General features: G+C 46.8%; 30 protein-coding genes and 4 tRNA genes. 26 read left to right on the top strand and 8 right to left on the bottom strand.

Going from position 1 to position 25,585, the window contains the following annotated elements; all coding sequences use genetic code 11:
• Positions 1-26: 26 nt before the first annotated feature.
• From gdhA to pyrE, 19 genes are all read left to right on the top strand, one after another.
• Entirely contained in the window at positions 27-1,361 is a 1,335-nt protein-coding gene (gene gdhA / locus PUP29_RS03325; RefSeq protein WP_079547239.1) for an NADP-specific glutamate dehydrogenase, read from the top strand.
• A gap of 123 nt (positions 1,362-1,484) precedes the next feature.
• On the top strand, positions 1,485-1,802 hold the full coding sequence (locus tag PUP29_RS03320; protein WP_353423845.1) for an STAS domain-containing protein: 318 nt from the start codon (positions 1,485-1,487) through the stop codon (positions 1,800-1,802).
• Positions 1,802-2,188, top strand: coding sequence for a hypothetical protein (locus tag PUP29_RS03315; RefSeq protein ID WP_079547241.1), 387 nt, complete (start codon positions 1,802-1,804; stop codon positions 2,186-2,188). Before PUP29_RS03320 ends, PUP29_RS03315 begins: the two co-directional genes overlap by 1 nt.
• Positions 2,189-2,205: 17 nt before the next feature.
• Positions 2,206-2,949, top strand: a complete 744-nt coding sequence (locus PUP29_RS03310; protein WP_353423844.1) for a sigma-70 family RNA polymerase sigma factor — start codon at positions 2,206-2,208, stop codon at positions 2,947-2,949.
• 168 nt (positions 2,950-3,117) lie between these two features.
• Positions 3,118-3,507 (top strand): ATP-binding protein, encoded by a 390-nt coding sequence (locus PUP29_RS03305; protein WP_353423843.1) that lies wholly within the window; start codon positions 3,118-3,120, stop codon positions 3,505-3,507.
• Between the two features lie 82 nt (positions 3,508-3,589).
• On the top strand, positions 3,590-4,771 hold the full coding sequence (locus PUP29_RS03300) for an HlyD family efflux transporter periplasmic adaptor subunit (protein WP_353423842.1): 1,182 nt from the start codon (positions 3,590-3,592) through the stop codon (positions 4,769-4,771).
• Between the two features lie 3 nt (positions 4,772-4,774).
• Positions 4,775-5,461 carry a YggS family pyridoxal phosphate-dependent enzyme gene (locus PUP29_RS03295; RefSeq protein WP_353423841.1) on the top strand — a complete coding sequence of 229 codons (687 nt, stop codon included), beginning with the start codon at positions 4,775-4,777 and terminating at the stop codon, positions 5,459-5,461.
• A 16-nt stretch (positions 5,462-5,477) separates the two neighbouring features.
• A complete protein-coding gene (locus tag PUP29_RS03290) occupies positions 5,478-5,987 on the top strand; it encodes a cell division protein SepF (protein WP_079547246.1) in 510 nt (169 codons plus the stop codon).
• 23 nt (positions 5,988-6,010) lie between these two features.
• Entirely contained in the window at positions 6,011-6,685 is a 675-nt protein-coding gene (locus PUP29_RS03285) for a DivIVA domain-containing protein (protein ID WP_353423840.1), read from the top strand.
• 91 nt (positions 6,686-6,776) lie between these two features.
• A complete protein-coding gene (lspA, locus tag PUP29_RS03280; RefSeq protein ID WP_353423839.1) occupies positions 6,777-7,271 on the top strand; it encodes a signal peptidase II in 495 nt (164 codons plus the stop codon).
• Entirely contained in the window at positions 7,246-8,157 is a 912-nt protein-coding gene (locus PUP29_RS03275; protein WP_353423838.1) for an RluA family pseudouridine synthase, read from the top strand. The genes lspA and PUP29_RS03275 overlap by 26 nt, the downstream gene beginning before the upstream one ends.
• A gap of 199 nt (positions 8,158-8,356) precedes the next feature.
• On the top strand, positions 8,357-8,911 hold the full coding sequence (pyrR, locus tag PUP29_RS03270) for a bifunctional pyr operon transcriptional regulator/uracil phosphoribosyltransferase PyrR (protein WP_353423837.1): 555 nt from the start codon (positions 8,357-8,359) through the stop codon (positions 8,909-8,911).
• A gap of 93 nt (positions 8,912-9,004) precedes the next feature.
• Positions 9,005-10,324, top strand: coding sequence for a uracil-xanthine permease family protein (locus PUP29_RS03265; RefSeq protein ID WP_353423836.1), 1,320 nt, complete (start codon positions 9,005-9,007; stop codon positions 10,322-10,324).
• A gap of 48 nt (positions 10,325-10,372) precedes the next feature.
• The gene (locus PUP29_RS03260) at positions 10,373-11,653 is read left to right on the top strand and encodes a dihydroorotase (protein ID WP_353423835.1); all 1,281 of its coding nucleotides are present in this window, start codon (positions 10,373-10,375) and stop codon (positions 11,651-11,653) included.
• The gene (gene pyrF, locus PUP29_RS03255; protein ID WP_353423834.1) at positions 11,634-12,560 is read left to right on the top strand and encodes an orotidine-5'-phosphate decarboxylase; all 927 of its coding nucleotides are present in this window, start codon (positions 11,634-11,636) and stop codon (positions 12,558-12,560) included. The genes PUP29_RS03260 and pyrF overlap by 20 nt, the downstream gene beginning before the upstream one ends.
• Positions 12,561-12,610: 50 nt before the next feature.
• A complete protein-coding gene (locus tag PUP29_RS03250) occupies positions 12,611-13,675 on the top strand; it encodes a carbamoyl phosphate synthase small subunit (RefSeq protein ID WP_079547253.1) in 1,065 nt (354 codons plus the stop codon).
• Positions 13,672-14,457, top strand: coding sequence for a dihydroorotate dehydrogenase electron transfer subunit (locus PUP29_RS03245; RefSeq protein WP_079547254.1), 786 nt, complete (start codon positions 13,672-13,674; stop codon positions 14,455-14,457). Before PUP29_RS03250 ends, PUP29_RS03245 begins: the two co-directional genes overlap by 4 nt.
• Positions 14,450-15,364: a dihydroorotate dehydrogenase gene (locus PUP29_RS03240; RefSeq protein ID WP_079547255.1), complete on the top strand. Its 915-nt coding sequence runs from the start codon at positions 14,450-14,452 to the stop codon at positions 15,362-15,364. Before PUP29_RS03245 ends, PUP29_RS03240 begins: the two co-directional genes overlap by 8 nt.
• A gap of 13 nt (positions 15,365-15,377) precedes the next feature.
• On the top strand, positions 15,378-15,959 hold the full coding sequence (gene pyrE / locus PUP29_RS03235; RefSeq protein WP_079547256.1) for an orotate phosphoribosyltransferase: 582 nt from the start codon (positions 15,378-15,380) through the stop codon (positions 15,957-15,959).
• A 50-nt stretch (positions 15,960-16,009) separates the two neighbouring features.
• On the opposite strand, the gene PUP29_RS03230 is transcribed toward pyrE, so the two are convergent.
• Both PUP29_RS03230 and PUP29_RS03225 read right to left on the bottom strand, forming a co-directional pair.
• Positions 16,010-16,603: a hypothetical protein gene (locus tag PUP29_RS03230; protein WP_079547257.1), complete on the bottom strand. Its 594-nt coding sequence runs from the start codon at positions 16,601-16,603 to the stop codon at positions 16,010-16,012.
• Positions 16,603-18,360: an Rqc2 family fibronectin-binding protein gene (locus tag PUP29_RS03225; protein WP_079547258.1), complete on the bottom strand. Its 1,758-nt coding sequence runs from the start codon at positions 18,358-18,360 to the stop codon at positions 16,603-16,605. Before PUP29_RS03225 ends, PUP29_RS03230 begins: the two co-directional genes overlap by 1 nt.
• 92 nt (positions 18,361-18,452) lie before the next feature.
• Between PUP29_RS03225 and rph the strand changes: the two genes are divergently transcribed.
• The 4 genes from rph (at position 18,453) to PUP29_RS03205 (ending at position 21,101) form a co-directional block, all read left to right on the top strand.
• Complete coding sequence (gene rph / locus PUP29_RS03220) at positions 18,453-19,178, top strand: ribonuclease PH (protein ID WP_079547259.1); 726 nt, start codon at positions 18,453-18,455, stop codon at positions 19,176-19,178.
• Positions 19,175-19,759 carry an XTP/dITP diphosphatase gene (locus tag PUP29_RS03215; RefSeq protein ID WP_079547260.1) on the top strand — a complete coding sequence of 195 codons (585 nt, stop codon included), beginning with the start codon at positions 19,175-19,177 and terminating at the stop codon, positions 19,757-19,759. The genes rph and PUP29_RS03215 overlap by 4 nt, the downstream gene beginning before the upstream one ends.
• Entirely contained in the window at positions 19,760-20,251 is a 492-nt protein-coding gene (locus PUP29_RS03210) for a YfcE family phosphodiesterase (protein ID WP_079547261.1), read from the top strand.
• Positions 20,252-20,348: 97 nt separating this feature from the next.
• Positions 20,349-21,101 (top strand): GntR family transcriptional regulator, encoded by a 753-nt coding sequence (locus tag PUP29_RS03205; protein WP_079547262.1) that lies wholly within the window; start codon positions 20,349-20,351, stop codon positions 21,099-21,101.
• Between the two features lie 92 nt (positions 21,102-21,193).
• Here PUP29_RS03205 and PUP29_RS03200 read toward each other — a convergent pair whose 3' ends face one another.
• Entirely contained in the window at positions 21,194-21,703 is a 510-nt protein-coding gene (locus PUP29_RS03200; RefSeq protein WP_353423833.1) for a helix-turn-helix domain-containing protein, read from the bottom strand.
• A 127-nt stretch (positions 21,704-21,830) separates the two neighbouring features.
• A complete protein-coding gene (locus PUP29_RS03195; protein ID WP_079547276.1) occupies positions 21,831-22,121 on the bottom strand; it encodes a helix-turn-helix domain-containing protein in 291 nt (96 codons plus the stop codon).
• A gap of 126 nt (positions 22,122-22,247) precedes the next feature.
• Here PUP29_RS03195 and PUP29_RS03190 point away from each other — a divergent pair, with 126 nt between their 5' ends.
• Positions 22,248-22,553 (top strand): hypothetical protein, encoded by a 306-nt coding sequence (locus PUP29_RS03190; protein ID WP_079547277.1) that lies wholly within the window; start codon positions 22,248-22,250, stop codon positions 22,551-22,553.
• A gap of 244 nt (positions 22,554-22,797) precedes the next feature.
• On the opposite strand, the gene PUP29_RS03185 is transcribed toward PUP29_RS03190, so the two are convergent.
• The 4 genes from PUP29_RS03185 to PUP29_RS03170 form a co-directional block, all read right to left on the bottom strand.
• Positions 22,798-22,873 (bottom strand) — tRNA-Lys (locus PUP29_RS03185).
• A gap of 78 nt (positions 22,874-22,951) precedes the next feature.
• Positions 22,952-23,026 (bottom strand) — tRNA-Gln (locus PUP29_RS03180).
• A gap of 21 nt (positions 23,027-23,047) precedes the next feature.
• Positions 23,048-23,124, bottom strand: a tRNA-His gene (locus PUP29_RS03175).
• A gap of 19 nt (positions 23,125-23,143) precedes the next feature.
• Positions 23,144-23,220: transfer RNA gene (locus tag PUP29_RS03170), tRNA-Arg, on the bottom strand.
• A gap of 315 nt (positions 23,221-23,535) precedes the next feature.
• On the opposite strand from PUP29_RS03170, the gene PUP29_RS03165 reads away from it, so the two are divergent.
• Together PUP29_RS03165 and PUP29_RS03160 are read left to right on the top strand one after the other, a co-directional pair.
• Positions 23,536-24,813 (top strand): glycosyltransferase family 2 protein, encoded by a 1,278-nt coding sequence (locus tag PUP29_RS03165; RefSeq protein ID WP_353423832.1) that lies wholly within the window; start codon positions 23,536-23,538, stop codon positions 24,811-24,813.
• A 244-nt stretch (positions 24,814-25,057) separates the two neighbouring features.
• The gene (locus PUP29_RS03160) at positions 25,058-25,483 is read left to right on the top strand and encodes an EamA family transporter (RefSeq protein WP_079547278.1); all 426 of its coding nucleotides are present in this window, start codon (positions 25,058-25,060) and stop codon (positions 25,481-25,483) included.
• Positions 25,484-25,585: the final 102 nt, after the last annotated feature.

Here is a 25,585-nt window from a genome sequence, read left to right as displayed (position 1 = left end):
AACACAAAGCAATGGAGGTTTGTGAAATGTCTTACGTGCAAAATGTATTAAGCAAAGTGAAAGAAAAAGATGGCGGACAACCGGAGTTCATTCAGGCGGTTACAGAAGTGTTAGGAACGCTGGAGCCGGTATTTGCAAAGCATCCGGAATATGAGAAAGCAGCGTTGCTCGAGCGCCTTGTAGAGCCGGAGCGTGTCATTATGTTCCGTGTTCCGTGGGTGGATGACAATGGCGCTGTTCATGTGAACCGCGGTATGCGCGTACAGTTTAATAGCGCAATCGGGCCTTATAAGGGAGGACTTCGCTTCCATCCGTCGGTCAATCTTGGTATCATCAAATTCCTCGGATTCGAGCAGGTGTTCAAAAACAGCCTGACAGGAACGCCGATCGGCGGCGGCAAGGGGGGCAGCGATTTTGACCCCAAGGGAAAGAGCGATAATGAGGTGATGCGTTTCTGCCAGTCTTTCATGGCAGAGCTTTACCGTCATATCGGGGCTGATACGGACGTACCGGCAGGCGATATCGGCGTCGGTGCGCGGGAGATCGGCTATCTTTTCGGCATGTATAAGAAGATCAGAAACGAATACAGCGGTATACTGACCGGAAAAGGGCTTGAATATGGCGGCAGCCTTGCACGTAAGGAAGCTACGGGATACGGCCTCGTATACTTTATGAAAGAAGTGATCGAAGCAAAAGGGAAATCCTTTAAGGATGCAACGGTCGTTGTTTCCGGTTCGGGCAACGTTGCGATCTATGCGACGGAGAAAGCGCAGTCCTATGGTGCCAAAGTTGTTGCGATGTCGGATTCAAACGGATATATTTATGATCCGAACGGCATCCGGCTTGACGTAGTAAAAGAGATCAAGGAAGTACGCCGCGGCCGCATCAAAGAATACGCCGATATCGTGAAAGGCGCAGAATATACGGAAGGCTGCAAGGGCATCTGGACGGTAAAATGTGATATCGCACTTCCGTGCGCTACGCAAAATGAACTGGATGAAGAATCGGCCAAGATACTTGTGAAAAACGGCGTATATGCGGTTGGAGAAGGCGCCAACATGCCTACGACGATCGAGGGAACGGAAGTATTCCAGTCGTCCGGCGTTCTGTTTGCACCCGGAAAGGCTGCAAATGCAGGCGGGGTTGCGACATCGGCGCTTGAAATGACACAGAACAGTATGCGCCTGCCGTGGACGTTTGAAGAAGTGGATGAGAAACTTCACCAGATCATGATCAATATTTATAAGCAGTGCGAGCAGGCAAGCACAGAGTATGGGTTCAAGGATAACTTCGTCGCCGGAGCGAATATCGCAGGCTTCCAGAAAGTAGCAAATGCAATGATGGCACAGGGGATCGTTTGAACGCTCACAATAAAAGGCATGAAAAACAGGAGAATTCATTTCTCCTGTTTTTTTCGTTTAATGAAAAGAAAGAGTGTTTATCAATAACAGAACAAGAAATGAATCTTATTTGGAGGTACGATTTTGGATATTCGAGTAAATTTCGATGAACAGGCAAATAAAATCATAGTAGATCTGGACGGAGATCTTGATCTGAACAGCGTGGGTGACTTCAAGCGCAGAATGGACGAGGAGATAGATGCACATAAGACTGATATCATGGTAAACTGTGAAGCGCTCCGTTATATCGATTCCACTGGGCTTGGTATTTTGGTAAGCATATTGAAAAAAGTCAGGGAATGCGGCGGCACAATGGAAATCAAACAGCTGAAGCCCTATTTGTTTAAAATCTTTGATGTAACGGGCCTTACGAATGTTTTTAAAATTGAGGTGGCTGAATAATGGCAGAAACAGTTAAAATGCAATTTCCGGCAAAAAGAGAGTATTTAAAGGCGATCCGCCTTGCGGTATCTGGTATCGCATGCAATATTGCATACGATGTGGACGAAATAGAAGACCTGAAAACATGTGTTGCAGAGTCGTGTATCTTGTTTCTTTGCCGGCAGAAAAGCGAGGAGCTTGAAATCAGCGTGGAATGTAAAGATGATGTACGCGTCATAGTGCGCGGTCAGGGCAGGCAGATACTGTGCGAGGAATGTGCGGAATGTACGGGATTCAGCGAGGAGATCAGCAGGCTGATGATACAGTCGTTGAGCGATGCTGCAAGCTTTGAAGAAGAAAACGGAATGCTGAAGTCGGTTTCATTCAGCAAAAAACCGGCAGCTTAAAGAACGAGGAGTTTTCAGTGACGGATTATACGAAAATAGACAGTGACGAGCTGTTTCGGCTATATACGAAAAATCATGATGTAGAAATTAGGAATATACTGATCGAGCGGTATTTATATATCGCGGAGATCGCGGCAAAAAAATTTGCCGGGAGAGGCGTGGATTATGAGGACTTATTTCAGGTTGCAAGTCTTGCGCTTGTCAAGGCGATCGAGCGGTTCGAACCGGAAAGAGAGATCAAATTCTCCAGTTATGCGACGCCCTCGCTGATCGGTGAGATCAAAAATTATTTCCGGGATTCTTCACGCGTGATGCGTCTTCCGCGCCGGGACACGGAGCAGCTTAAAAAAATCAAGCTTTATACGCAGGAATATATGGCGCGGAATGGTAAAAAGCCTTCTCCGAAAGAAATCGCAGACGAGATGGGGCTTTCTGTGGAGCGTGTCCTCGAAGTACTCGAAATGCAGCAGGCGGATAATATTCTTTCGCTTGACAGCGCACTTGCGGCTGACAGTGAGAATTTCTCGCTTGGGAATATCTTGGGGCAGGAAGATGCAAGCTTTGAGCATGTGGAGAATCATGATTTTATTAATTACTGTATGAGCCTCCTGAATGATACGGAAAAGAAAATAATCGAACAGCGCTATCTTGGCAACAAAACGCAGAAGCAGGTTGCTGATATGCTTCATGTTTCCCAAATGCAGATTTCGAGGATGGAGCGTAAGATACTGAACAAGTTGGCTATGGTCTACAAAAAGTAAGAAGCTTTCAAAGGAGTGCAGGGAAGCAGAAGACACTGTGCTCCGGCATCCAGAAAAATCGGAAACGTACGAGAAAACGGTATTTAGAGATTATTTACATTTGTTTTGTTAGTTGCTTTTTCTTAGGGGGTATGAATACTCTGAAAAAAGCAATAGGGGTATGAAACGTTGTTAGTAAGAAAAAAACTGTTCAGTCTAAGTGAAATGAATGATGCGATCGGCTCGGTAATAGATGGAGTAAGAAAGGAACGTGAGCTCGATGCGGGACAGATATACCGCATCAGGCTCGTGATGAGTGAGCTCGTTGTCAATATTTTTAAATATTCAGATGCCCGTGAAGTGAAACTGAGGGCAGAATATGACGAAAACAGCCTGCATATTGTATTGGCGGATGATGGCGGCGGCTTTGAGACAGGTCCTGTTTTATCACGGAACGTATCATCGGGGGAATTTCTGATGCGCGAAACCGGGAGAGGGGTTTTTCTGGTACGCATGATGACGGACAGTTTTCATTACAGCGAAGCAGGAAATGTTGTAGATGTAACATTAAAGCTATGATAATTCTTCAAATTGTGGTATAATAATATACAACTACTGGATATAGTGGTGATAGGAAAAAATTTGGAGAAGGTTTCCGAAAATGGCAGTGAAGCGGAGAAGACGCGCAAACACTAAATTTTACATTTTTATTGGTGCGGTCGCAGTGGTTGCGGCTGTCATCCTTTTTTTTATTTTTAATATGCAGACAGCGGAAGTTGAGACGGGCACCATTCCTTTCGAAACGGAAGTGGCGGCTATTGTTGTACGGGACGAGCAGGTCGTTTCAGCGCAGAACTATGGAAAGGCCAACTATCTTGTCTCAGAAGGGGAACGCGTAGAAGCGGGCTCACCCGTTATGCAAGTGTATAAATGGGGCTATAATGAAAAGGTCATGAACGATCTGATCGATTATCAAACCAAGATAGAGCAATATCAGGAAAACGGATTTCAGTCGGAAGAGCTGACGGGGCTTCAAAAAGCGATCGCAGAAAAAGCGGCGGAGATCCGCGGTATCGTAAACGGCACGCAGGATGGCGATACTGTTGTGGCAGAACGCGAGCTTGAGGCGCTCCTCGCACAGAAGCAGCAGTATCTCAAGGAGAACGTTTCGGCGGACCAGCAGCTGCAGGAATTTTATGCGCAGGAGCAGGAGATACAGGGAAGGGTAGATAACTGGGTGCAGGAATTGACGGCCGATTCGGCAGGAATAGTCAGTTACTATTTTGACGGCGCGGAAGACGCGCTGAATGCTGCAAATATTGAGAATATCAAGTCAGAGGACATTTTGGATATCTTAAATGGCAACGGAGCGCCGAAAGGACAGGAAATACAGGATGCGGATGCGGAAAAGCCTGTTTATCGTCTCGTAAACAGCTTCCGGTGGTATCTGGTCGTATGTTCGGAGGAAGAAATACCGGAATTGGTAAATGAACAGGAATTTTCCATCGCTTTCGACGATTATCCCGCACGGCAGTATCAGGGAACGGTAACCGGTACGGTAAAGGAAGAAGATTATCTTTATGTGATTGAGATTTCCGATGATATCGGGGAATTATTGAATGTACGCCGGGCCGATGCAAAGGTATTTACGCAGTTTGCAGGGCTTAAGGTGCCGGAAAAGGCTTTGAAAGAGCAAGATGGAGTAACGGGCGTAAATGTCGTGATCGAGAATACAAAGACATTCGTACCGGTGACAGTAAATATCATAAAGGATGGAAATGCGATCATAACGCCGACAGAGGCAAACAGCCTTCTTGCGGCGGGGCAAAGGGTCGAGGTGTAAAATATGGGACTTTCAGAAAATATTGCTATCGTGCAGGAAAAAATCGCCTGTGCCGCTGAGAAAGCCGGCCGCAGCGCGGAGGATATTACGCTGATTGCCGTATCGAAAACGGTAGATGCCGAGATGGTGAAAGCGGCGTATGATTATGGACTCAGGAGCTTTGGAGAAAACCGGGTACAGGAATTTCTCCGGAAAAAAGAAATTTTGCCGGAAGATATACAGTGGAACCTGATTGGACAGTTGCAAACGAATAAAGTTAAGTATATAATTGATAATGGAGTAGCGTTATTACATTCGCTTGATCGTCCGGCTTTGGCATCGGAACTGCAGAAAGAGTGTATAAAAAAGGATGCGAGTATCGATGTGCTCGTGGAAGTAAATTTTGCAAAGGAAGAGAGCAAATCGGGCCTGTATCCGGAGGAAGTAGATTCCTTTTTGGAACAGCTTGCGGACTGCCGGCGGATTCACCTGAGCGGGTTTATGACGGTAGCGCCTTATACGGACGACAGGGTCTATTTACGGAAGCTTTTTGCGCAGGCAAGAGCTCTGTATGATAAAAAGAAGAAAGAATTTCCGGAGATTCGCTATCTTTCAATGGGAATGTCAAATGATTATGAGGACGCGATTCTGGAAGGCTCGAATATGGTACGTGTGGGGACTGCGATATTCGGGCACAGGATATATCAATAAACGGGAGGCTTGATGCATGGCTAAGATTGGAGAAAAATTGCTCAATTTCATCGGGTTGGAGCCAACAGATGAAGAAGAATATGATGATGAATTCGAGGAACAGGAAATGATGGACGACGATATGAGCTTCCCGCCGGATGATTATGAGCCGGCCCCGGTGGAAGAAAAGAAGTTTACGAAAAAAGGCAGAGAGCATAGAGGAGATACCGGCAAGGTGGTCGGCATACCCGATACAAGCAAGGTACGTGTGCTGATCTATAAGCCTGTTTCGTATGAGGATACGCAGAGCATTATCGATAATTTGAAGGAAAAGAAACCGATTATTATCAATCTGGATGAGTTGGATACCGATGTTGCCCAGCGCATTCTGGATTTTGTGAGCGGCGCTGTATACGCGTTGAACGGAAATATTCGGAAAGCAGCGAGAAATATTTTTGTTGTTGCACCCTATAATGTCGACGTATCTACAAACGCAGCCGAATCGGTTGACGATTTTGGATTTGGCGGCTATCTGGAACGGGATTAAACGGATGATTTGAGGTAAATCTGATGAATATCACACCGAAAAATATACTCGAAAAGGAATTTTCTAAAAAGTTCAATGGTTACGACCAAGAACAAGTCGATGAGTTTCTGGACGAGATCATTAAACAATTTGAGTCCCTGCTTGAAGAAAACGAAAATGTGATCGCGAAAAATGAAGAACTGAAATCGGAGGTCGCACGGCTGAAGCAAAAAGCGGATAAGCTGGAAAATGTGGAAGAAAAGCTGATGGCCACTGTTATTACTGCACAGCGGAATGCGACGCTCTATATTGAGAAAGCCGAGCTTCAGGCGCAGAAAATCATGGATGTTGCTAATCAAAATGCAAAGACGGTGATTGAAAGTACGCAGCTGCGGATGGAAGCGGCTAAACAGGAAATCAGGCGTTATGAAAAGCAGATCGCAGATTATAAAAAGCGTTTCCGTTTGTTTCTCGACGAGCAGATGGCGTTCGCCGAATCTAAACTCGACGATGAAGAGGTGCTCAAGCATCAGGCTACGGAGATCAGCCAGTCGATCAGCAATCTGACGAATCAAATGGCGGACATCGATCATGATTCCCAGAACACGTCGATCCATCTGAACGAGATATTGAAACAGTCTAAAGAAGAGACGGAGCATGATTTCAAGCAAAGCACTGCAAATTTACAGGAAATCGTAAATGAGATCATTGATGACTAAAGCATGGGATACCGCTTGCAGCGCAGGCGGTATTTTTTTTGCGCGGAATATGATATAATACAGTCTGACTATAAAAATGGAGTGCTTACTTATGATTTATGCATTGTTGATCGCGGCGATCGTGATAGGAGATCAAATAGCAAAATATTTTACAGTGGCTAATTTGGCGTTGGGAGAAAGCATTACTTTTATTCCCGGCTTTATGGACTTTACCTATGTGAAGAATACCGGAGCGGCATTTAGCATGTTCAGTGGGGCAACGTGGCTCCTTGCTTTGCTTTCAGCCGTCATGGCGGCTGTTATTATTTTCCTGCTTTTTAAATATAAAAAGCAGGTGAATTCCCAATTGTTCAACGTTGCTATGGCGTTCATTGCGGGAGGCGCGATCGGCAACTTGATCGACCGGGTAGCACAGGGCTATGTAACGGATATGCTGCAGTTCACCTTTGTGGACTTTGCAGTCTTCAATGTAGCGGATAGCTTTGTATGTATTGGTGCGGTACTGCTTGGTGTTTGGGTGATTTGGTTCTGGGATAAGCATAAGAAAACGGAAGTGGCAAATGGCGACGCTCAGAAAAAAGGCTGAATTGCAAGGAAAACAGCGTTTAGATGCATATCTCGCGGAAGTTTATCCGCAGTTTTCACGTTCTTTTTTAAAAAAATTGATCGAACAGGAGAGCATCCTGCTGAATGGCCGGGTGGTAAAAGCCGGAAATAAGGTGAAAGCCGGTGATACGATAGAACTGGATGTTCCGGAAGCGGAGGAGATATCTGTTGTTCCGCAGGATCTCCCGCTTGATATCGTTTATCAGGACCACGATATTGCAGTTATCAATAAACCGCAGGGTATGGTAACGCATCCGGCGCCGGGCAATTATGAAGGTACGCTGGTCAATGCGCTTCTGTATCATATAGGCGATCTGTCCGGTATCAATGGACAACTGCGCCCGGGAATCGTCCATAGGCTGGATAAAGACACCTCCGGTCTGCTTATTATTGCGAAAAATGATGGGGCGCACAAGGCTCTGGCGGAGCAGATCGCCCAAAAAACTGCTCAACGCATCTATCTCGCGCTTGTTTATGGAAATATAAAGGATGAGGAAGGAACGATAAGCACCTTGCTTGGACGCGATGTGCGGGATAGAAAGAAAATGGCCGTAGTACGTGCAGGCGGCCGGGAAGCAGTCACGAATTACCGCGTGCTTGAGAGATATGGAAACTATACGCTCGTGGAATGCAGGCTCAAAACAGGGCGTACACATCAGATCCGCGTACACATGAAATATATCGGACATCCGGTAGTCGGAGATCCTGTATATTGCAGACAGAAGGACCCGTTTGGACTTTCCGGTCAGCTTCTCCATGCGAAGAGGCTGGAGATCATACACCCGCGTACCGGAGAAGAGATGGTTTTCGAAGCGCCCTTACCGGCGTATTTTACAGAGGTTTTAACGCAGCTGAAAAAAATATAAAAACACATTGAATCCACAGGGAAAGTTTGATATACTATTGAAAAGAAAATCCTGCCTTTAAACAGGTCCGCTGAGAGGCCGTAAGGTGAACAGATCAAAGTAGCTTTTTGTGTGCCTTGCTGTGCCCTGCGGCGCAGCGAGGTTTTTTTGTGGAACGGAGACGTACAGACGCTTGGGTGTATGTAGTCGGAGGGAAAAATTGGACGCAAAAAGAAAAGCCACGATCATGGATAAAGAGACGATGCAGCGGACGTTGAAACGCATTGCTCACCAGATAATCGAAAATACGGATGGAGCAAAAGAGCTCGTTTTTATCGGCATTGCCCGGCGCGGAGTTACGATCGCCGAGCGTATAGCAGACTATATTCGGGAATTTGAACATATCACTATTCCGATCGGAACGTTGGACATAACCTTTTACCGGGACGATCTTTCACATGACTCCGAGCAGCCTGTCGTGGGAACGTCAAATATTGGTTTTGCCATAGACGGCAAGCGGATCGTAATGTTTGACGATGTGCTCTATACCGGCCGTACCGCACGTGCCGCCATGGATGCGATCATGGACATGGGACGTCCCAGTTTTATTAAATTTGCGGTGCTTGTAGACCGCGGGCATCGCGAGCTTCCGATCCGTGCGGATTTTGTAGGAAAAAATGTACCGACGGCGGCACACGAACAGGTTTCGGTCAGGGTTGCGGAATTTGACGGCGAAGAAAGCGTCGATATTTGCGACCTAAAAAATGATGGATAAGCCTTATCGCACCGATAAGGCTTTTTCATGCTTTTATACTGCTTCAAGCAGTATAAAAAGAACTTATATATCATATCATTTGGGAGGTATTGTATGGAAAACTCATTAGACCAACAGAGCAGCATGGGGAAAAAGCTGATCCTTGGATTCCAGCACTTGTTTGCCATGTTTGGCTCGACAGTATTGGTTCCGCTCCTCACGGGTCTGAATCCTGCGGTAGCGATTTGCTGTGCGGGGATCGGCACGCTGATCTTTCATCTGATCACCAAGGGAAAGGTTCCGGTGTTTCTTGGCTCCAGCTTCGCATTTATTGGTGTCATCGTACTTGTAGCGACACAAATAAGCGGCGTGGACCCGTCGGTGGAGGGCTACCTCGCGTCGCCGGAATATCAGGCGGCTCTTCCGTATGTAGCAATAGGGATCATGGCGGCCGGAGCGCTGTATTTGATTCTTGCGCTTGTCGTTAAGTTCGTTGGGGTAAAACGCGTAATGTCCGTATTCCCGCCTATCGTAACGGGACCGATGATCATGGTAATCGGCCTCACACTGGCGCCGACGGCGTTCGACAACATCGTAACAGCGCCCGCAGCGGCAGGCGTGGCGGATGTTCTGTGGATGCGTTGGGTCATCGCGCTGATCGTCGTTGTGACTATGGTCGTGATTTCTATCTTTGCGAAAGGCTTTTTTAAGCTGGTTCCTATCATTATCGCAATCGGAGTCGGATATGTCAGCGCCGCGCTGATGGGGCAGGTAGACTTCTCGGGATTTCAGGATGGGGCGAATCTGGGTTTCCAAATCCCCGCATTCAATATTTTCGTGACGCATGAGCTCGACCCGCAGGGCGTTATTACCTCAGTCAGCATTATCGCGCCGATTGCGATCGTGACTTTTATGGAGCATATCGGCGACATCACAACGAACGGCGCCGTGGTCGGCAAAAATTTCATTGAAGATCCGGGCCTGCACAGGACCTTGGCGGGAGATGGAATTGCAACAATGGTTGCAGGTTTCCTCGGAGGCCCGGCCAATACCACCTATGGCGAAAACACCGGCGTGCTGGCTGTAACGAAAAATTATAATCCGGCGACTCTCCGAATCGCAGCAGTATTTGCAATTATCATAAGCTTTTTCGGCGTATTCACGACGTTTCTCGGCTCCATTCCGGGAGCGGTCATGGGCGGCGTATCGATCCTGCTGTTCGGTATGATCGCGACGATTGGCCTGCGTACTCTTGCGGAAGCCAAGCTTGATTTCAGCCATAGCCGGAACCTGATCATTGTTTCCTTGATGTTGGTGATCGGGCTCGGTCTTTCGGGCGGTATCCAGTTTTCAGAATCCTTTACGCTCTCCAATATCTTCCTGAGCGCTCTTGCAGGAATTATTCTGAACGCAGTGCTTCCCAAAAATATTTGAAAAAAGCGGGCGGGGCGACCCGCCCGCTTCTATGCATAAAGGAGCTATATGTCAATACTGATCCGGAATATTACGGCTGTAAATGCAGACGGAATACAGCAAAATACAGATATCTATATTGAAAAGGACCGTATTGCGGAAATCGCGGCGGGAATTTCTCAAACGGCGGAGCGGGTGATCGATGGAACCGGGCTGGTGGCGTTCCCGGGTTTTTTGGATCTGCACTGTCATTTAAGGGACCCGGGACTCACTTACAAAGAAGACATCAGATCGGGTACGCGCGCGGCGGCTGCGGGAGGCTACACAGCGGTATGCTGTATGCCCAACACCAAGCCGGTCATAGACTGCGCAGAAGTGATACGCTATGTTTTGCGGCAGGCAGAGGAAGCCGGATATGCGGAGGTACTGCCCGTTGCTGCAATAACACGCGGTATGGGGGGAAACGAGTTGACGGATTTCCCCGCGCTGCTTCGGGCGGGAGCAGCCGCTTTTTCAGACGACGGACTGCCCGTTGCGAAAGATGAGGTGATTCTCGCGGCAATGCGGCAGGCGAAAGGATGCCGTGCGCTTTTGATGCTGCACGAGGAGGATCTCAAAAACCGGGGACAGGGTATCGTGCACGATGGGCAGAACGCCAAAAAAGCGCGTCTTGCAGGAATACCGCGTGCGATAGAAGAGGACATGACGGCGCGCGATATTGCTTTTGCCGAGCAGGTTGGCATTCCAATCCATATTTGTCATGTTTCGACAGCCGGAAGCGTTCAGCTTGTGCGTGATGCCAAAAAAAGAGGCGTGCGTGTGACCTGTGAAACGGGTCCGCATTATTATTCCATTACAGATGCAGAAATTCTGGATGGTAATCCGAATGCGAAGGTGAATCCTCCTCTTCGTGAAGAAACGGATAGAGAAGCAGTCTGCCGGGGGCTCGCAGACGGAACGATCGATGCGATCGCCACAGATCATGCGCCGCATAGTGAAGAAGAAAAGGCGATGGGGATTGCAAAGGCGCCATTCGGCATGATCGGGTTTGAAACGGCATTTCCCCTGACGGTGACGCATTTGTTTGAAAGCGGGATCATCGGGCTCACCGATATTGCAAGGCTGCTGTCAAAACGGCCGCATGAGATATTGGGCAGAAACGGCGGGGAGCTCAAAAAAAATACAGCTGCAGATATTGTGATATGCGACATGAACGAGAAATTCGTGTATAATAAAGATAGCGTTGTTTCAAAAGCAAGAAACAGTCCGTTTTTGGGAATGGAGCTAAAAGGACGCGTATGTTATACGATCAGGAAAGGGAATTTTACCTATGATAGACAAGCTGATTGAGCGGATTGCAGAAAAACAGAGCCCGATCTGTGTAGGGCTTGATACGAAGTTTGATTATATTCCGCAGGAGTTTTTATCGCGCGAATTCGAAAAGGACGCGCTTACCTATGCGGCGACGAACATATTTCAGTATAATTGTGCTTTGATCGATGCGGTTGCAGATATCGTGCCGGCGGTAAAGGTTCAGATCGCCTATTACGAAATGTATGGCTGCGAGGGAATGAAGGCGTTTCGGGATACGATCCGCTATGCTAAAAATGCAGGGCTTATTGTAATTGCCGATGTGAAGCGCAATGATATCGGCGCGACGGCTACGGCCTACTCCAGCGCCTATTTGGGGAGGACTAAGATCGGCGAGGAAGAGATCCCTGTGTTTGATGCTGACTTTGCGACTGTTAACGGATATCTTGGAACGGATGGGATAGCACCTTTCGTAGAGGATTGCCGGAAATATGAAAAAGGGATATTCGTGTTGGTAAAGACATCCAATAAAAGCTCGGGAGAGCTTCAGGATATTGAGATCGAAGGGAAAACCATCTATGACCGCATGGCCGACTACGTTGCCCGGTGGGGGGAAGATTGTATCGGCGTTTATGGATATTCCTCCGTTGGAGCAGTCATAGGGGCGACTTATCCGCAGCAGGCGGAACGCATCCGCGAGACCCATCCGCATATCTTTGTCCTGATTCCGGGATATGGCGCGCAGGGCGGCAGCGCAGAAGGGCTGATACCAAATTTTGACAAAAAGGGGTTTGGCGGGATCGTCAACAATTCCCGGGCGATCCTGACCGCATATCAGAATGAAAAATATGCGGGCCTGTCGTTTGAAAAAGCGGCGAGGGAAGCGACTCTCGCAATGCAGAGAGATATTTTAGAAACATTCGCAAAGCATGGAATAGCTTATTAAATGGGCTGCATAGAAAAAGGAAAGAAGCCTTACGGAGGTGGCAGAAAAGAATGGCATATTTGACACTTGAAGATGGAACGATCTTTAAAGGAGAATCCTTTGGTGCAAAAGTCGATATTATGGGCGAGGTCGTTTTCAATACGGGAATGACGGGATATCAGGAGGTTCTGACCGATCCTTCCTATTGCGGACAGATCGTAACGATGACCTACCCGATGATCGGAAATTACGGGATCGACGAAGCCGTTTCGGAATCAGCGAGGCCACAGGTGCGGGCATTTGTGATGCGTGAAGTGTGTAAAGAGCCGTCGAACTGGAACTGTAAGGAAACGCTGCAGGAATATTTGGAGCGTTATCAAATCGTTGGCTTGGCGGGGATCGATACGCGCGAGTTGACGCGCAAGATTCGTGATAAAGGAACGATGCATGGCATCATTACACAGGTTCCTCCATCCGTCCATCAGATCGAGGAGATGAAAGTGTTTGAAGTGGAACGTCCCGTGGAAGTAACGACATGCAGGGAAAAATATTGTTATTGTGACGGGGAACGCAAGGTAGCCGTATTGGATTTCGGACTGAAACGCAATATTTTGCGCAGCCTTGAAAAGCGCGGCTGCGCGCTTACTGTATTCCCGGCACGCACGGCGCCGGAGGAGATTCTTGCAGGCGGCTTTGACGGCCTGATGCTGACGAACGGGCCGGGAGACCCTAAGGTCAATACGGAAATCATCGAAAACCTAAAGCAGTTGATTGGGAAAATGCCTATTTTTGGGATTTGCCTCGGACATCAGCTGGTGGCGCTTGCAATGGGCGCCGATACGGAAAAACTGAAATATGGCCATAGGGGAGCGAATCATCCCGTCAAGGATATGCAGAAAAACAAAGTCTATATCACGTCGCAGAACCATGGTTATACGATCATGAGCAGGTCGCTTCCGGCATGCGCCGTTGTGTCGCACAAAAACTGGAACGACCAGACGATAGAAGGCGTAAAATATATCGGTTATCCGATGTTTACGGTCCAATTCCATCCGGAGGCAGCGCCGGGGCCGGAGGATACAGCCTATTTATTTGATGAGTTCATTGAATTGATTGACAGGAAGAGACGGACATGATAAAGAAGCAGTTTGCGGAGCGGGTGTTGGAGAACCGCTTGATTGCTGAAAACACCTATCTGATGAGGCTGACGTGTGCAGAAGAGGTTATTCGTCTTTTTCGGCCGGGACAGTTTGCGCATATAGAGATACCAAACGCCGGAGAGCTTTTGCTGCGCAGGCCGATCAGCATCAACTATGTTGACAGTACAAAAAAAGAAGTGCATCTTGCTTACAATGTTGTCGGAAAGGGAACCGAGCGTCTTTCATACGTACATCCGAATGATGTGATAGACGTGCTTATGCCGCTCGGAAACGGTTTTCAGCTTACAGACAGCATGAAAAAAGTATGGCTCGTTGGAGGCGGTATCGGGATCGCGCCTTTAAAATCCCTGACGTGTAAATATCCGGACAGGGAATATACGGCATTTCTCGGCTACCGCAGTAAAAGCTGTGTATATGAGGTGAAAGATTTTGAAGCGTTTGCCAAAACGTATGTGACGACGGATGACGGGAGCTATTGCAGAAAAGGATTCTGCACAGACGTATTGCTTGAGGAAATCGAAAAAAGCGGAGCGCCGGACGTCATTTTGGCCTGCGGACCGCATTTGTTCTTTCGCTCTCTTGCGCGGGTGGTGGAAAAGATAGGCGGTATTCCTGCATTTGTTTCTTTAGAGCAGCGTATGGGCTGTGGTACAGGGGGCTGTGCGACCTGTGTCTGCAAAGTGGGCGGAAAGCACAAAAAAGTGTGTCTGCAAGGACCGGTATTCCCAATACGGGAGGTGGATTCCCTATATGACTGATATGCGTGTTGAGATCGCCGGAGTTGAATTGAAAAATCCGGTCATTACCGCCTCCGGCACATTCGGATTTGCGGAAGAATATGCGCCGTATATGGAGCTTTCCGGCATTGGTGCGGTTGGCCTGAAGGCGCTTACGCGCGGGGAACGACAGGGAAACCCGCCGGTACGTATAGCAGAGACCGCAAGTGGGATATTGAATTCGGTCGGGCTCCAAAATCCGGGAGTGGACGAATTTCTGCGGACGATTTGGCCGCGCATCAGAAATATCGATACGGTCAGGATCGCCAATATCGCAGGAGCATGCGTTGAGGATTACCTTTATGTTACGGAACGTCTTAACGATACGGAGATCGAGCTTTATGAGATCAACGTGTCCTGCCCGAATGTAAAACATGGCGGCGTCAACTTCGGGACGGATGCAAAAACATTGTATGGAGTAGTTTCAGAAATCAAGAGGATATCAAAAAAGCCCATTATCGTGAAACTGACGCCCAATGTCGCACATATTGCAGAAATGGCGCGTGCGGCTTCGGACGGGGGAGCAGATGCTCTGTCGCTCATCAATACTCTGACGGGAATGGCGATAGACGCACATACGAAGCGGCCTGTGCTGGCAAATATAACGGGCGGCTTATCCGGGCCGGCGGTAAAGCCGGTCGCTCTGCGTATGGTATGGGAAGTCTATCAGGCAAAGCTTGGCCTTCCGATCATCGGTATGGGAGGAATCATGACAGGAGAGGATGCCGCAGAATTCATGATCGCCGGAGCAGACGCAGTTATGGTGGGAACAGCAACGATGCGTGATCCGGCTGCGGCAGAAAATATTGCAGGAGAACTGGAGCGCTTCGCGCAGGAAGAAGGACTTCAGGCTGTCCGGGAACTGACCGGTTCGCTGAGTATAGAATAGAGAGGGAGATACAATGACGAGAGAAGAGATTATAGCGATTTTTAAAGAAAAGGAAGTAATGCTGGAGGGACATTTTCTGCTTACGTCGGGAAGACATTCCGATAAATATATGCAATGTGCAAAATTATTCCAATATCCGGACGTATCGGAAAAGATTTGCGCGCAGCTGGCAGAGCAGTTTTCTGATATGAAGATAGACCTTGTAGTTGGCCCGGCAATCGGCGGGATCATCATGGCCTACGAAATGGCTCGGCAGCTTGGCGTAAAAAATATTTTCGCAGAGCGGGAAAATGGAAAAATGACCCTGCGCCGCGGATTTTCTGTAGAAAAAGGTACGCGGGTATTGGTCACGGAAGATGTTGTAACGACGGGAGGCTCCGTTAAGGAGGTTATCGCGCTTCTTACAGAAATGGGAGCAGAGGTCGTTGGCGTAGGGAGCGTAGTGGACAGAAGCGCCGGGAAGGTGGATTTCGGTGTGCCGTTCCGGGCGGTGCTCTCCATGGAAGTAAGATCCTATGAAGCAGATGAGTGCCCGATCTGCAAGACGGGGATGCCGCTCGTAAAACCGGGCAGCCGGACACTGCCGGTAAAGTAACAAAAACAGAAAACAGCCGTGGAGACTCACGGCTGTTTTTTTACAGCTATTCACTCTAAAGAAGAGGGAAGTTCGGAATATTTGGGAGCGTGAAAGCGCAGGCTGCGCTGGAACCATTGATTGAACGGCCAGATGCCGTCGATGTGCGCAGGAAGAGAGCCATGATATAAAAGACGCTTGTCATACAGGCGGGCATCATAAAAGCCTTTCCCTGCACCTTTTTCTCCGAGATTTACATAAAAACTGCGAATTTCCCGCCCCAGAATATTATCTGCGCATATACTGCAATATTTACGCGTGAGAACGGTAGGAGGTATCCTGCGGCGTATGATAGATGTGATATGGAGATCCCCCTCAAAATAGGCGCGCGTGCTTCCGTCCGGATAATCGGCATAAGCGATTATTTTCCTTAAAATATCTCCGTCATACCAAAGAAACATCAGCTCATTCAACTGAACATAATCCCACGTATTTACAACAGGAGAAAGCTGAACGCGGATACGGTCTTTGTTGGAAAGGGAATACCATCCATTTGGGGAATGGCCGCGCTTGACGATATATTTATCCGGAATCAGAATATTCCGGTTTTCATTTCGATCTATCCCGCTTGTAAATATGTCATAGATCTCACTGCGGATATCCATCAGCTATCCTCCGAGGGCAAATATGTTTTCCCCTTTTCCGCATCTATATAGACGGTAAAATAATCGTCATAAATCACTTTGCCCGGTCGTGCAGCCGGAGGCTTTTTGAGGTTTTTACGCTGTGTATAATCGACAGGCGTTTTGCCGGACTGGCGAGCGCGGGAGTGCGCTGCGGCAAGCTCGGCGGCCATCACAACGGTCGCATCGTCGAGTTGCTCGAGCGGGGTGCCGTTTGTTACAAGCAGTACGTGAGAGCCGGGGATTTTTTGTGCATGGAACCAAATATCCTCGCGTGTAGCCATCCGCATGGTGAGCCAATCGTTTTGCCGATCATTTTTTCCAACGAATATTTCGTATCCCGACGGAGAACGGAACCGCAGGGGAAGCGACTGTGTTTCCTGCGCCTTTTTGCCCTTGGGGGGAGCGGCGAAATAACCCGCGCGAATCAAAGTATGCCGAATGTCGGCGATATCCTCAGACGTTTCCGCATTCTCCGTAAAATGAAGAGCCCCCTCTAAGAATTCGAGCTCTTCCCGCGCGTCCTCTAATTTCTGACTGCTGATAGCGGCGGCGGTTTTCAGTTTTCCGATTTTTTTATATAGCTTTTGCGCCGTTTCCTGCGGTGTGCGCGACACGTCGAGAGGAATCGTCACGGTGTTTCCGGTTTCATAGTCAACGGCTTCAAACTCTTTCATACCCTTTTTGAGACGATAGATGTTCGCTGTAATGAGATCGGCACGCTTTTGCAGTTTGGATTCCTTGGCAGCGTCGCGCAGGGTCGCTTCGTAGATTCCGGAAAGCTTTTGCAGTTTGGTATAAATTTTGTGTATCGACTTATAGAGGGATTCGCGCTGCTGCCGTATCCGCGCAAGCTCTAAACGTCGGCCATAATAAAAATCCAGCATTTCGTTGACAGATATAAATTTTCTGCGCGTTTCGGCAGGATAGATCTCATAAGGAATGCAGGAAAAAAAGACGGGCATTTTGTCAGCGTTGAATTGTACGCAAGGCTCCGGATGCTCTGCCGCCTCTGTAAAAAAGCAATGGATATGCTCTGCAAGACGGTCTGCAAGGCGCGGCGTCAGCTCGGAGGTGAGCGACGCTTCTATTTTGGATCTGTACAGAATTTCTTCCGCAGTCTGCAGAGACATACCGTCAAATACAGAAACCATGTGATGAACGATCTTAGTTTCCTGCCGTGTTCTGAGCGCTTCGGACAACGTCGTCAGAGAGAGCGCGAGGGGGTCGAACTTTGTCTGCGGGGGATCCTCATAATGTACCCCCGGGAGGATTTGCCGCTTGCTGCTCATATCGATGGATACGCGGCGTATACTGTCCAAAATTCGATCGTTTTCGTCTGTCAGGATAATGTTGGAATATTTCCCCATGATCTCAATAATAAGTTTTAGCGTAATGGGGTGCAGGAGCTCGTCTTTGGTTTCCAGTGTAAAAATGACGATCCGGTCAAGGCCGCGTTGGCTGATATCTGCAATGCGCGCGCCTGTAAGATACTTTCTCAAAAACATGCAGAATACAGGAGGGACCTTTGGATTTTCCTTTACCTGCTGTGTGAGATAAAGGGAGCAATCGCCGGCGTTGGCATTCAAGGCAAGGCGCAGAGTTCCCTCGGCCGCTGAATAAAGCTGCAGGACGATCTCCTCACGGCCGGGCATCAAAATCTTTTGTATTTTAGCATCTGAGCAGCGTTTGCGCAGCTCGGAAACACATATATGTAAAGTCAATCCATCTAATGTCATAATACGCCTCCGTTCGTTTTATTATACCACATCCAATTGTATGAACACAGGAATTGTGTTAAAATGAAGCAAATAAGAAACAGGAGAAAACAATGCGAAATAATGGCAGAAAACTCGACGAGCTGCGAAAACTGGATATTGAAGTTAATGTTTTGAAAAATGCACACGGAAGCGTATTGATCAGTACGGGGAATACGAAGGTATTATGTACGGCTATGCTGGAAGAGGGAGTACCGCCGTTCCTTGCAGGCACAGGCAGCGGTTGGCTTACAGCGGAATATTCCATGCTGCCCGCTTCAACGCCGCACCGCAAAAAACGCGACGGTATGCGGCAGGACGGCAGGGGAGTCGAGATACAGCGGCTGATAGGCCGTTCGCTCCGCAGCGTATGCGATTTTGCAGACATGGGGGAGTATACGGTCTATATCGATTGTGACGTTTTGAATGCGGATGGAGGGACACGGACTGCTTCCATCAGCGGCGCATTTTTAGCGGCCGCCCTGTGCCTTGCGCATGCGCGGAAAGCGGGAACATTACAGAAAATGCCGGTCAAAAAACATATCGCAGCTGTTTCCGCTGGAATCGTGGGAGACGTTCCTATGCTCGACCTCTGTTATACGGAGGACAGCAGCGCGCAGGCAGATATGAATATGGTAGCAGCAGACGACGGAAATATCGGGGAAATACAGATCTGCGGGGAAAAACGTACTGTTACGGAAGACGAATTTATGGCGCTGATGGCCCTGTGCAAAAAAGGGATATATCAAATCATAGAGCGTCAGAAAGAAATTTTGAAAGAAGAGGGGATCACGATATGAAAAGGCTTATTATTGCGACGAATAATCAGGGAAAGGTTCGCGAGATCAAGGCGATCCTTGGAGATTTTTATGATGAGATACAATCCTTAAAAGACGCAGGGATCCATGCTGAGGTTGAAGAGGACGGAGACAGCTTTCACGCAAATGCGCGGAAAAAAGCGGTTGAGATCAGCAAAATAGTGGAGGGAGATGTGTTAGCCGACGATTCCGGCCTGTGTGTAGAAGCGCTCGATATGGCGCCGGGGATTTACTCAGCCCGTTTTTCGGGAGAAGGCGCAAATGATAAAAAGAATAATGAAAAGCTTCTTGCGATGGTAAAGGATAAGGAGAACAGACGGGCGTGGTTCGTTTGCGCCCTTGTTCTTGCGAACAGCGGAGAGGAAAAAATATATGTAGAGGAACGGGCCGAGGGTGAGATCATCGATGAACCCCGCGGAGAAAACGGCTTTGGATACGATCCGCTGTTTTTCGTGAAAGAATATGGGAAAACCTTTGCGGAGATCGCGCCGGAGATCAAAAATAAAATAAGTCATCGTGCAAAAGCGCTTGCAAGCTTGCAGAAAAGAATACAGGAGAACTGAGTGGAACAGTATATACATGCGCTTGTCTTAAGCGATACGCATGGAAATAAAGGCGCGGTCGACCGGATATTACAGCAAAATACGGATGCAGACTATATTTTCCATTTGGGGGATTATATTGCAGATGCGCGCTATATCGACCGAAAAACCCGGGCAAAGGTGATATGCGTAAAAGGAAACTGTGATTTTGGAGATGCGGGCAATACCGAAGATGAGATCACGCTGATGGGAAATAAACTACTGCTTACCCATGGACATCTTTATAAAGTCAAATATTCTTATGACAGGCTTTTCTATCATGCATGTGAGCGGGAAGTGAAGGCGGCGCTGTTTGGACATACGCATACGCCGTACTGCGAATTCGAGGAGGGCGTATGGCTTGTAAACCCCGGAAGTGCAGGCGCATCAAATGACGGGCTGCTTCATTATGCGACTCTGCTCATTGGAAAAGTGGGGGTCATACCAAAATTAAAAACTGCAGACGCAATATGAAAAGCAGGCCCGCAGGGGCCTGTTGCCCGTATGTTTGAAATATTGTATAATATATAAGATAATTCAACCCACGACGACATCTGAAAGGACCGATGGAATGAACCCGGTATATTATCAGTTAAAATTGGACAGGGATATTCCTGTTCCATTGTATTACCAATTGAAGCAGTTTATGATCACGAATATAGAGAACGGAAAGCTAAAAGAGGGAGATGCCGTTCCGACAGAAGAAGAGCTTTGCAGTATATTGAACATCAGCCGGGCAACGATTCGGCAGGCATTCAGCGAACTCGTAACGGAAGGGCGTCTGAAACGGCAGAAGGCAAAGGGAACGTTTATTGCTAAGCCTAAAATAGAGGGGCGTTTTTTTCAGGTTATAGAAAGCTATAACGACGAAATGCTGAAAAAAGGGCTGCAGCCGTCTACGATCGTAGTGGATTCCGGGCTTACGCATGATAGGGATATCTTGGAGAAATTAGGACTGGACGGCCGTTCCTCCTGCGTATATATCAATCGTGTACGATATGCGAACAACGAGCCTATGGTATATACGAGGACCCACCTTCCGGCAAAACAGTTTAAGGGGCTGCTTGCGGTCGATTGGGGAAAGAATTCTTTGTACAAAACATTGGAGGAAGAATTTGGGATAGTCGTACACCGGGTATCCCGCAGGCTTCAAGTAGCTCTTTCAGATGAAGAGCTTTCGAAGCTTCTTGGAATACCGGAAGGTTCTCCAATCTATGTAGTGTATACAACGTCTTACACAAAAAATGGAATGCCGGTAGAATATTCTATCGCAAAATACAGAGGAGACCTCAACGAATTTCGAATCGACCTCGAACGGGGATAACACCGCTTTCATACATTTACGATTCAAATCGTATATAAATTTGAAAAAACGGGGCTCTGCGATTTAAGCTGCATTCCAAAAGCGGAGGAGTCTTATGCTTTTTTACGCGTCAAGACGCTCCCGATGACCGCGCCGATAAGGATAGCCGGTGCGAATCTGACAAATAACCATTCAAATGCGTGAAAAGCCGCTCCGGCAACGGCGGTTTCGGGGTCGCTGTAATCCCAGTTCAGGTAAGGACTATTTAATATGATCAAAACTACCGAGACCGTTGCTGTGAACGCGCACAACGAGATAAGCAACCAATGAAACATCTTCCGCCTCGCAGCCTTTCGTTGCGCAAGCTGCAGGTTTATGATCTCCAGTTTTTCGGAAAGCGTTTTTAAATCATCGCTTCCCGACTCAACAACAGTTTCTCCAAGCAAAATGCTTACGGGGGTTTCAAGCGCTTCTGCTATGGAAATCAGCATATCGGAATCCGGGACTGACAATCCCTGCTCCCATTTAGAGATCGTTTGCCGCACCACATTCAGCTTGACGGCAAGCTCTTCCTGTGAGAGTCCCTTTGATTTTCTGATCGCTTTTATATTGGCATTTAACATTAAGAATCCCTTCTTTCTTTCAGTCTTTGCGGCTATTGTATAAGGAACTGACCATTGCTACAAGCAACGCATATTAACATTCCGGAATTGAAACAAGAAAAAAAACGCTTATCAAGCGGTTTTTACCTTATATATCATCTTTTCGCAGCCGCTCTACCAATTCGGTTACGATTCTTACGTCATCATCTGACAACCCTTTTACATTGATACTTGGCTCTTTGCTATAGCCTAAAAGATAATCTGTTGACGTATGGTATAGATGCGCAAATTTTAGAAGTATTTTATAAGATGGCAAACGGTGCGTTACTTCATACGAACTAACCATAGACTTTGAAATGCCTAAACGTTCCGCAACCTGTTGTTGTGTTAGATTATGGTTTTTTCGCAATTCTTTTAATCTTTCGTTTAACTGGTTCATGGCTTACCTCACAAACATTCTAAAAGAAATATGTACCTAATAGGAGTACACGAAAATATATATAAGTTGACTATTGCGCTGATTTTATATAGAATTAAAGAAGAATACTGATAGTGAGGAAGAAACATGAAAAAGTATATTGATGATCTGAAAAGGAAATATGCAACGCGGTATATAATAAGCAAACAAGAATACGATGCCGCGAAGCGAAAGACAATGGAAAAAGAATTTTGGGAATCCTATGAAGAAGATGCAGGGGAGTACTATTATTTGGAATACCCTAATGACGCAGAATTGAAAGCTATGATTTTAGATGACAGGTTAGGGGAAATATCAAACGATATTAAATTTTTTAAGAATCTTACAATTGCTGGAATGGTGATTGTTGCCATCAGATTTATTATATGGTTGTTCGAGATATTGCCATCATAAATAGGATAAAAGCTACGCTGCTGGGGATGATTAGCGGGATTTTCAAGTCTTTCTTTCCTGCTTTTCACTTATGGTTATATATGCCGTATAGCTCTTTTTGTAGGATAATGAAAAAGAAAATTCCTATATTTTATAGGAATTTATCTTTTTATATATTTGTCTTTTCAGATTAGAGCAATTTATTCTTTGATTCAGATGTTACTAATAAAAAAACTGCCTGAAACCCTTTGTTCAAGCAGTTTTCTGGTGACCCACCGGAGACTCGAACTCCGGACACCTTGATTAAAAGTCAAGTGCTCTACCACCTGAGCTAGTGGGTCGTCTATATGAGACGTGAACTATTATATCATAACTGCAAAAGTATGTATAGTCTTTTTTCTTTCGCAGAAATTTTTTTTTGGCTGGGGTAGCAGGATTTGAACCTACGAATGCTGGAATCAAAATCCAGTGCCTTACCGCTTGGCGATACCCCAACGCTCAAGATAAAAGAAAAATGGGGTGAGTAGTGGGATTCGAACCCACGACCTCCAGGGCCACAACCTGGCGCTCTAACCAACTGGGCTATACCCACCATGTCCTTATTATCTTTCTGGCGCGCCTGAAGGGATTCGAACCCCTGACACACGGCTTAGAAGGCCGTTGCTCTATCCAACTGAGCTACAGGCGCATAGCACTTGCGGCACAACGTTTTTAAAACATTCCAGCCTCGGCTGACAATTAAAAATTATAGCAAACAGCCCATTAAAAGTCAATTGCTTTTCTATGATTTCCTAAGCGAAAAACGATATATTCCTGCTTTATCCTATTTTTAACGTTTTATTCTCAGGGCTTTCCGGTTATATTAAAGCGGTAATCCGGCATCTTGCCGAAGTTAATGAAATGTTCAAAATTTACGTATGGAATTAGACACATTACCGTGCTATAATTTGGACTTGTGTGAAAAAGTCGGTTCCGCGAACCACATGGCGAAGGAGGTCTTAACTTGCTATCATTCATTACTAACTTCAATCTGGCGATGTTTATACTTTTCACCGCGCTTTATTCTTATCAAGCGATTTATGTTGTGATCGCCCTGTTTAAAAAACCGAAAAAGCCTGAAAAGGCATTGAAGAATCATCATTTCGCCGTATTGATCGCGGCTCGCAATGAAAGCGCTGTGATCGGTCAGCTGATCAGCAGTATCAAAAAACAGAAATATCCACAGGATAAAATCGACATTTTTGTAGTCGCCGATAACTGCACAGATGATACGGCCGATGTTGCACGAGAGGCAGGGGCGACTGTTTATGAGCGCTATAATAAAAAATATATCGGAAAGGGTTATGCTTTAAGCTTTGCCCTTAATGCAATCAAACGCGATTACGGAAAGGATGCCTTTGAGGGTTATTTCGTATTCGATGCCGATAATCTGCTCGATGAAAACTATGTTGCCGAAATGAACAAATTATTCGATAAAGGCTATCGTGTGCTCACCTGTTATCGCAATTCAAAGAATTATGGCACGAATTGGATATCGGCAGGGTATTCCTTATGGTTCCTGCGCGAATCCAAATATCTCAACAACCCGCGCATGATGCTGAAAACGAGCTGTGCGATATCGGGGACTGGCTTCCTGATCCATAATGATATCATACAGAAGAACAATGGATGGAAGCATCATCTGCTGACGGAAGACATTGAATTTTCTGTGGATAGTATTATCCATGGAGAGACGATCGGCTATTGCGGAGATGCTAAAATTTATGATGAGCAGCCCTGTACATGGAAGCAATCGTGGACACAGCGTCTTCGGTGGTCCAAAGGTTTCTATCAGGTGCTTGGAAAGTATGTAAAGGGTCTTGTGAAAGGATTTACAGTAGATAGGCGCTTTGCATGCTATGATATGTTTATTACGATCGCGCCGGCGATTTTTGTTTCCCTTGCCAGTATTTTGGTAAATGCCTGCTTTCTTGTAAACGGTATGATGAATTCCAGCTTTTATCTGCAGCATTTGATTTTTTCGACTACGACGTCCGCTATTTTGACGTCTCTGTTTAATTTCTACATCATGCTCTATTTGGTTGGACTCATCACGACGATTACGGAGTGGAAAGAGATACATGATACTAGTCCGGTCAAAAAAGTATTGTATACATTTTCTTTTCCGTTTTTCATTCTGACCTATATCCCGATCTCGATCGCAGCGTTATTCAAGAAAATCGGCTGGGACCCGATACCGCATAATATTTCAAAATCGATCGAAGATTTTGAACGTCCTTGACCGCAATGTGAAAAAGCTGTCCGATGCCTAAGGGGCAGGACGGCTTTTTATATTACGGGCGGCAGCCGATATCGATAGAATCAGAGGAGCAAAAATTTTTGTTCAGCCCTATTGATTTGACAGCCATGGCCCTGCGTGATACAATCAAAATAAAATTTATGATTACGGTTTCATTCGGGTGAACACCTACCGCAGACAAAAGGTTTTTTGTTTGCGGTTTTTTGTTCTGGAGGGAGGAGATTCTATGTGGAATATGCTTTGGCCGATTTTGCTTGTTGTAGGAGCAAATACATTCTATAATATCAGCACAAAATCGATGCCGGGAAAAATAAACGCCTTTGCATCGCTTACGGTGACTTATTTTACCTGCTTTGTGCTTTCTATTTTTATGTTTTATATTACATCCAGCCAAAAAAATTTGATTGCCGAGCTGTCTCATATAAACTGGACCTCTTTCGTACTGGGGATCTCAGTCGTAGCGCTGGAATTTGGTTATATCAGTCTTTACCGGGCAGGATGGAAGGTAAGCGCGGGTTCTTTGGTCGCGAATATCAGCCTTGCCTGCGTTTTGCTCATTGTAGGCTTACTGGCCTATAAAGAATCGGTATCGCCTCGGCAGCTTGTGGGGATCGGCGTGTGCGTAGTTGGTCTGCTTCTTATCAATAAATAAGAAAATGGACCGCTGCCTGAAAATAGGAGTGTGTGTTTCAAATTTGCCGGCACAAAAGCTTTTGGAAGCAACGTTTATTCAATTGACATCGGGTGTATATCA

Source organism: Christensenella massiliensis, from assembly GCF_040409835.1.
GTDB lineage: Bacteria > Bacillota > Clostridia > Christensenellales > Christensenellaceae > Christensenella > Christensenella massiliensis.
Note: the sequence above shows the minus strand (reverse complement) of the source record. Positions and strands in the feature narration are given on the sequence as shown.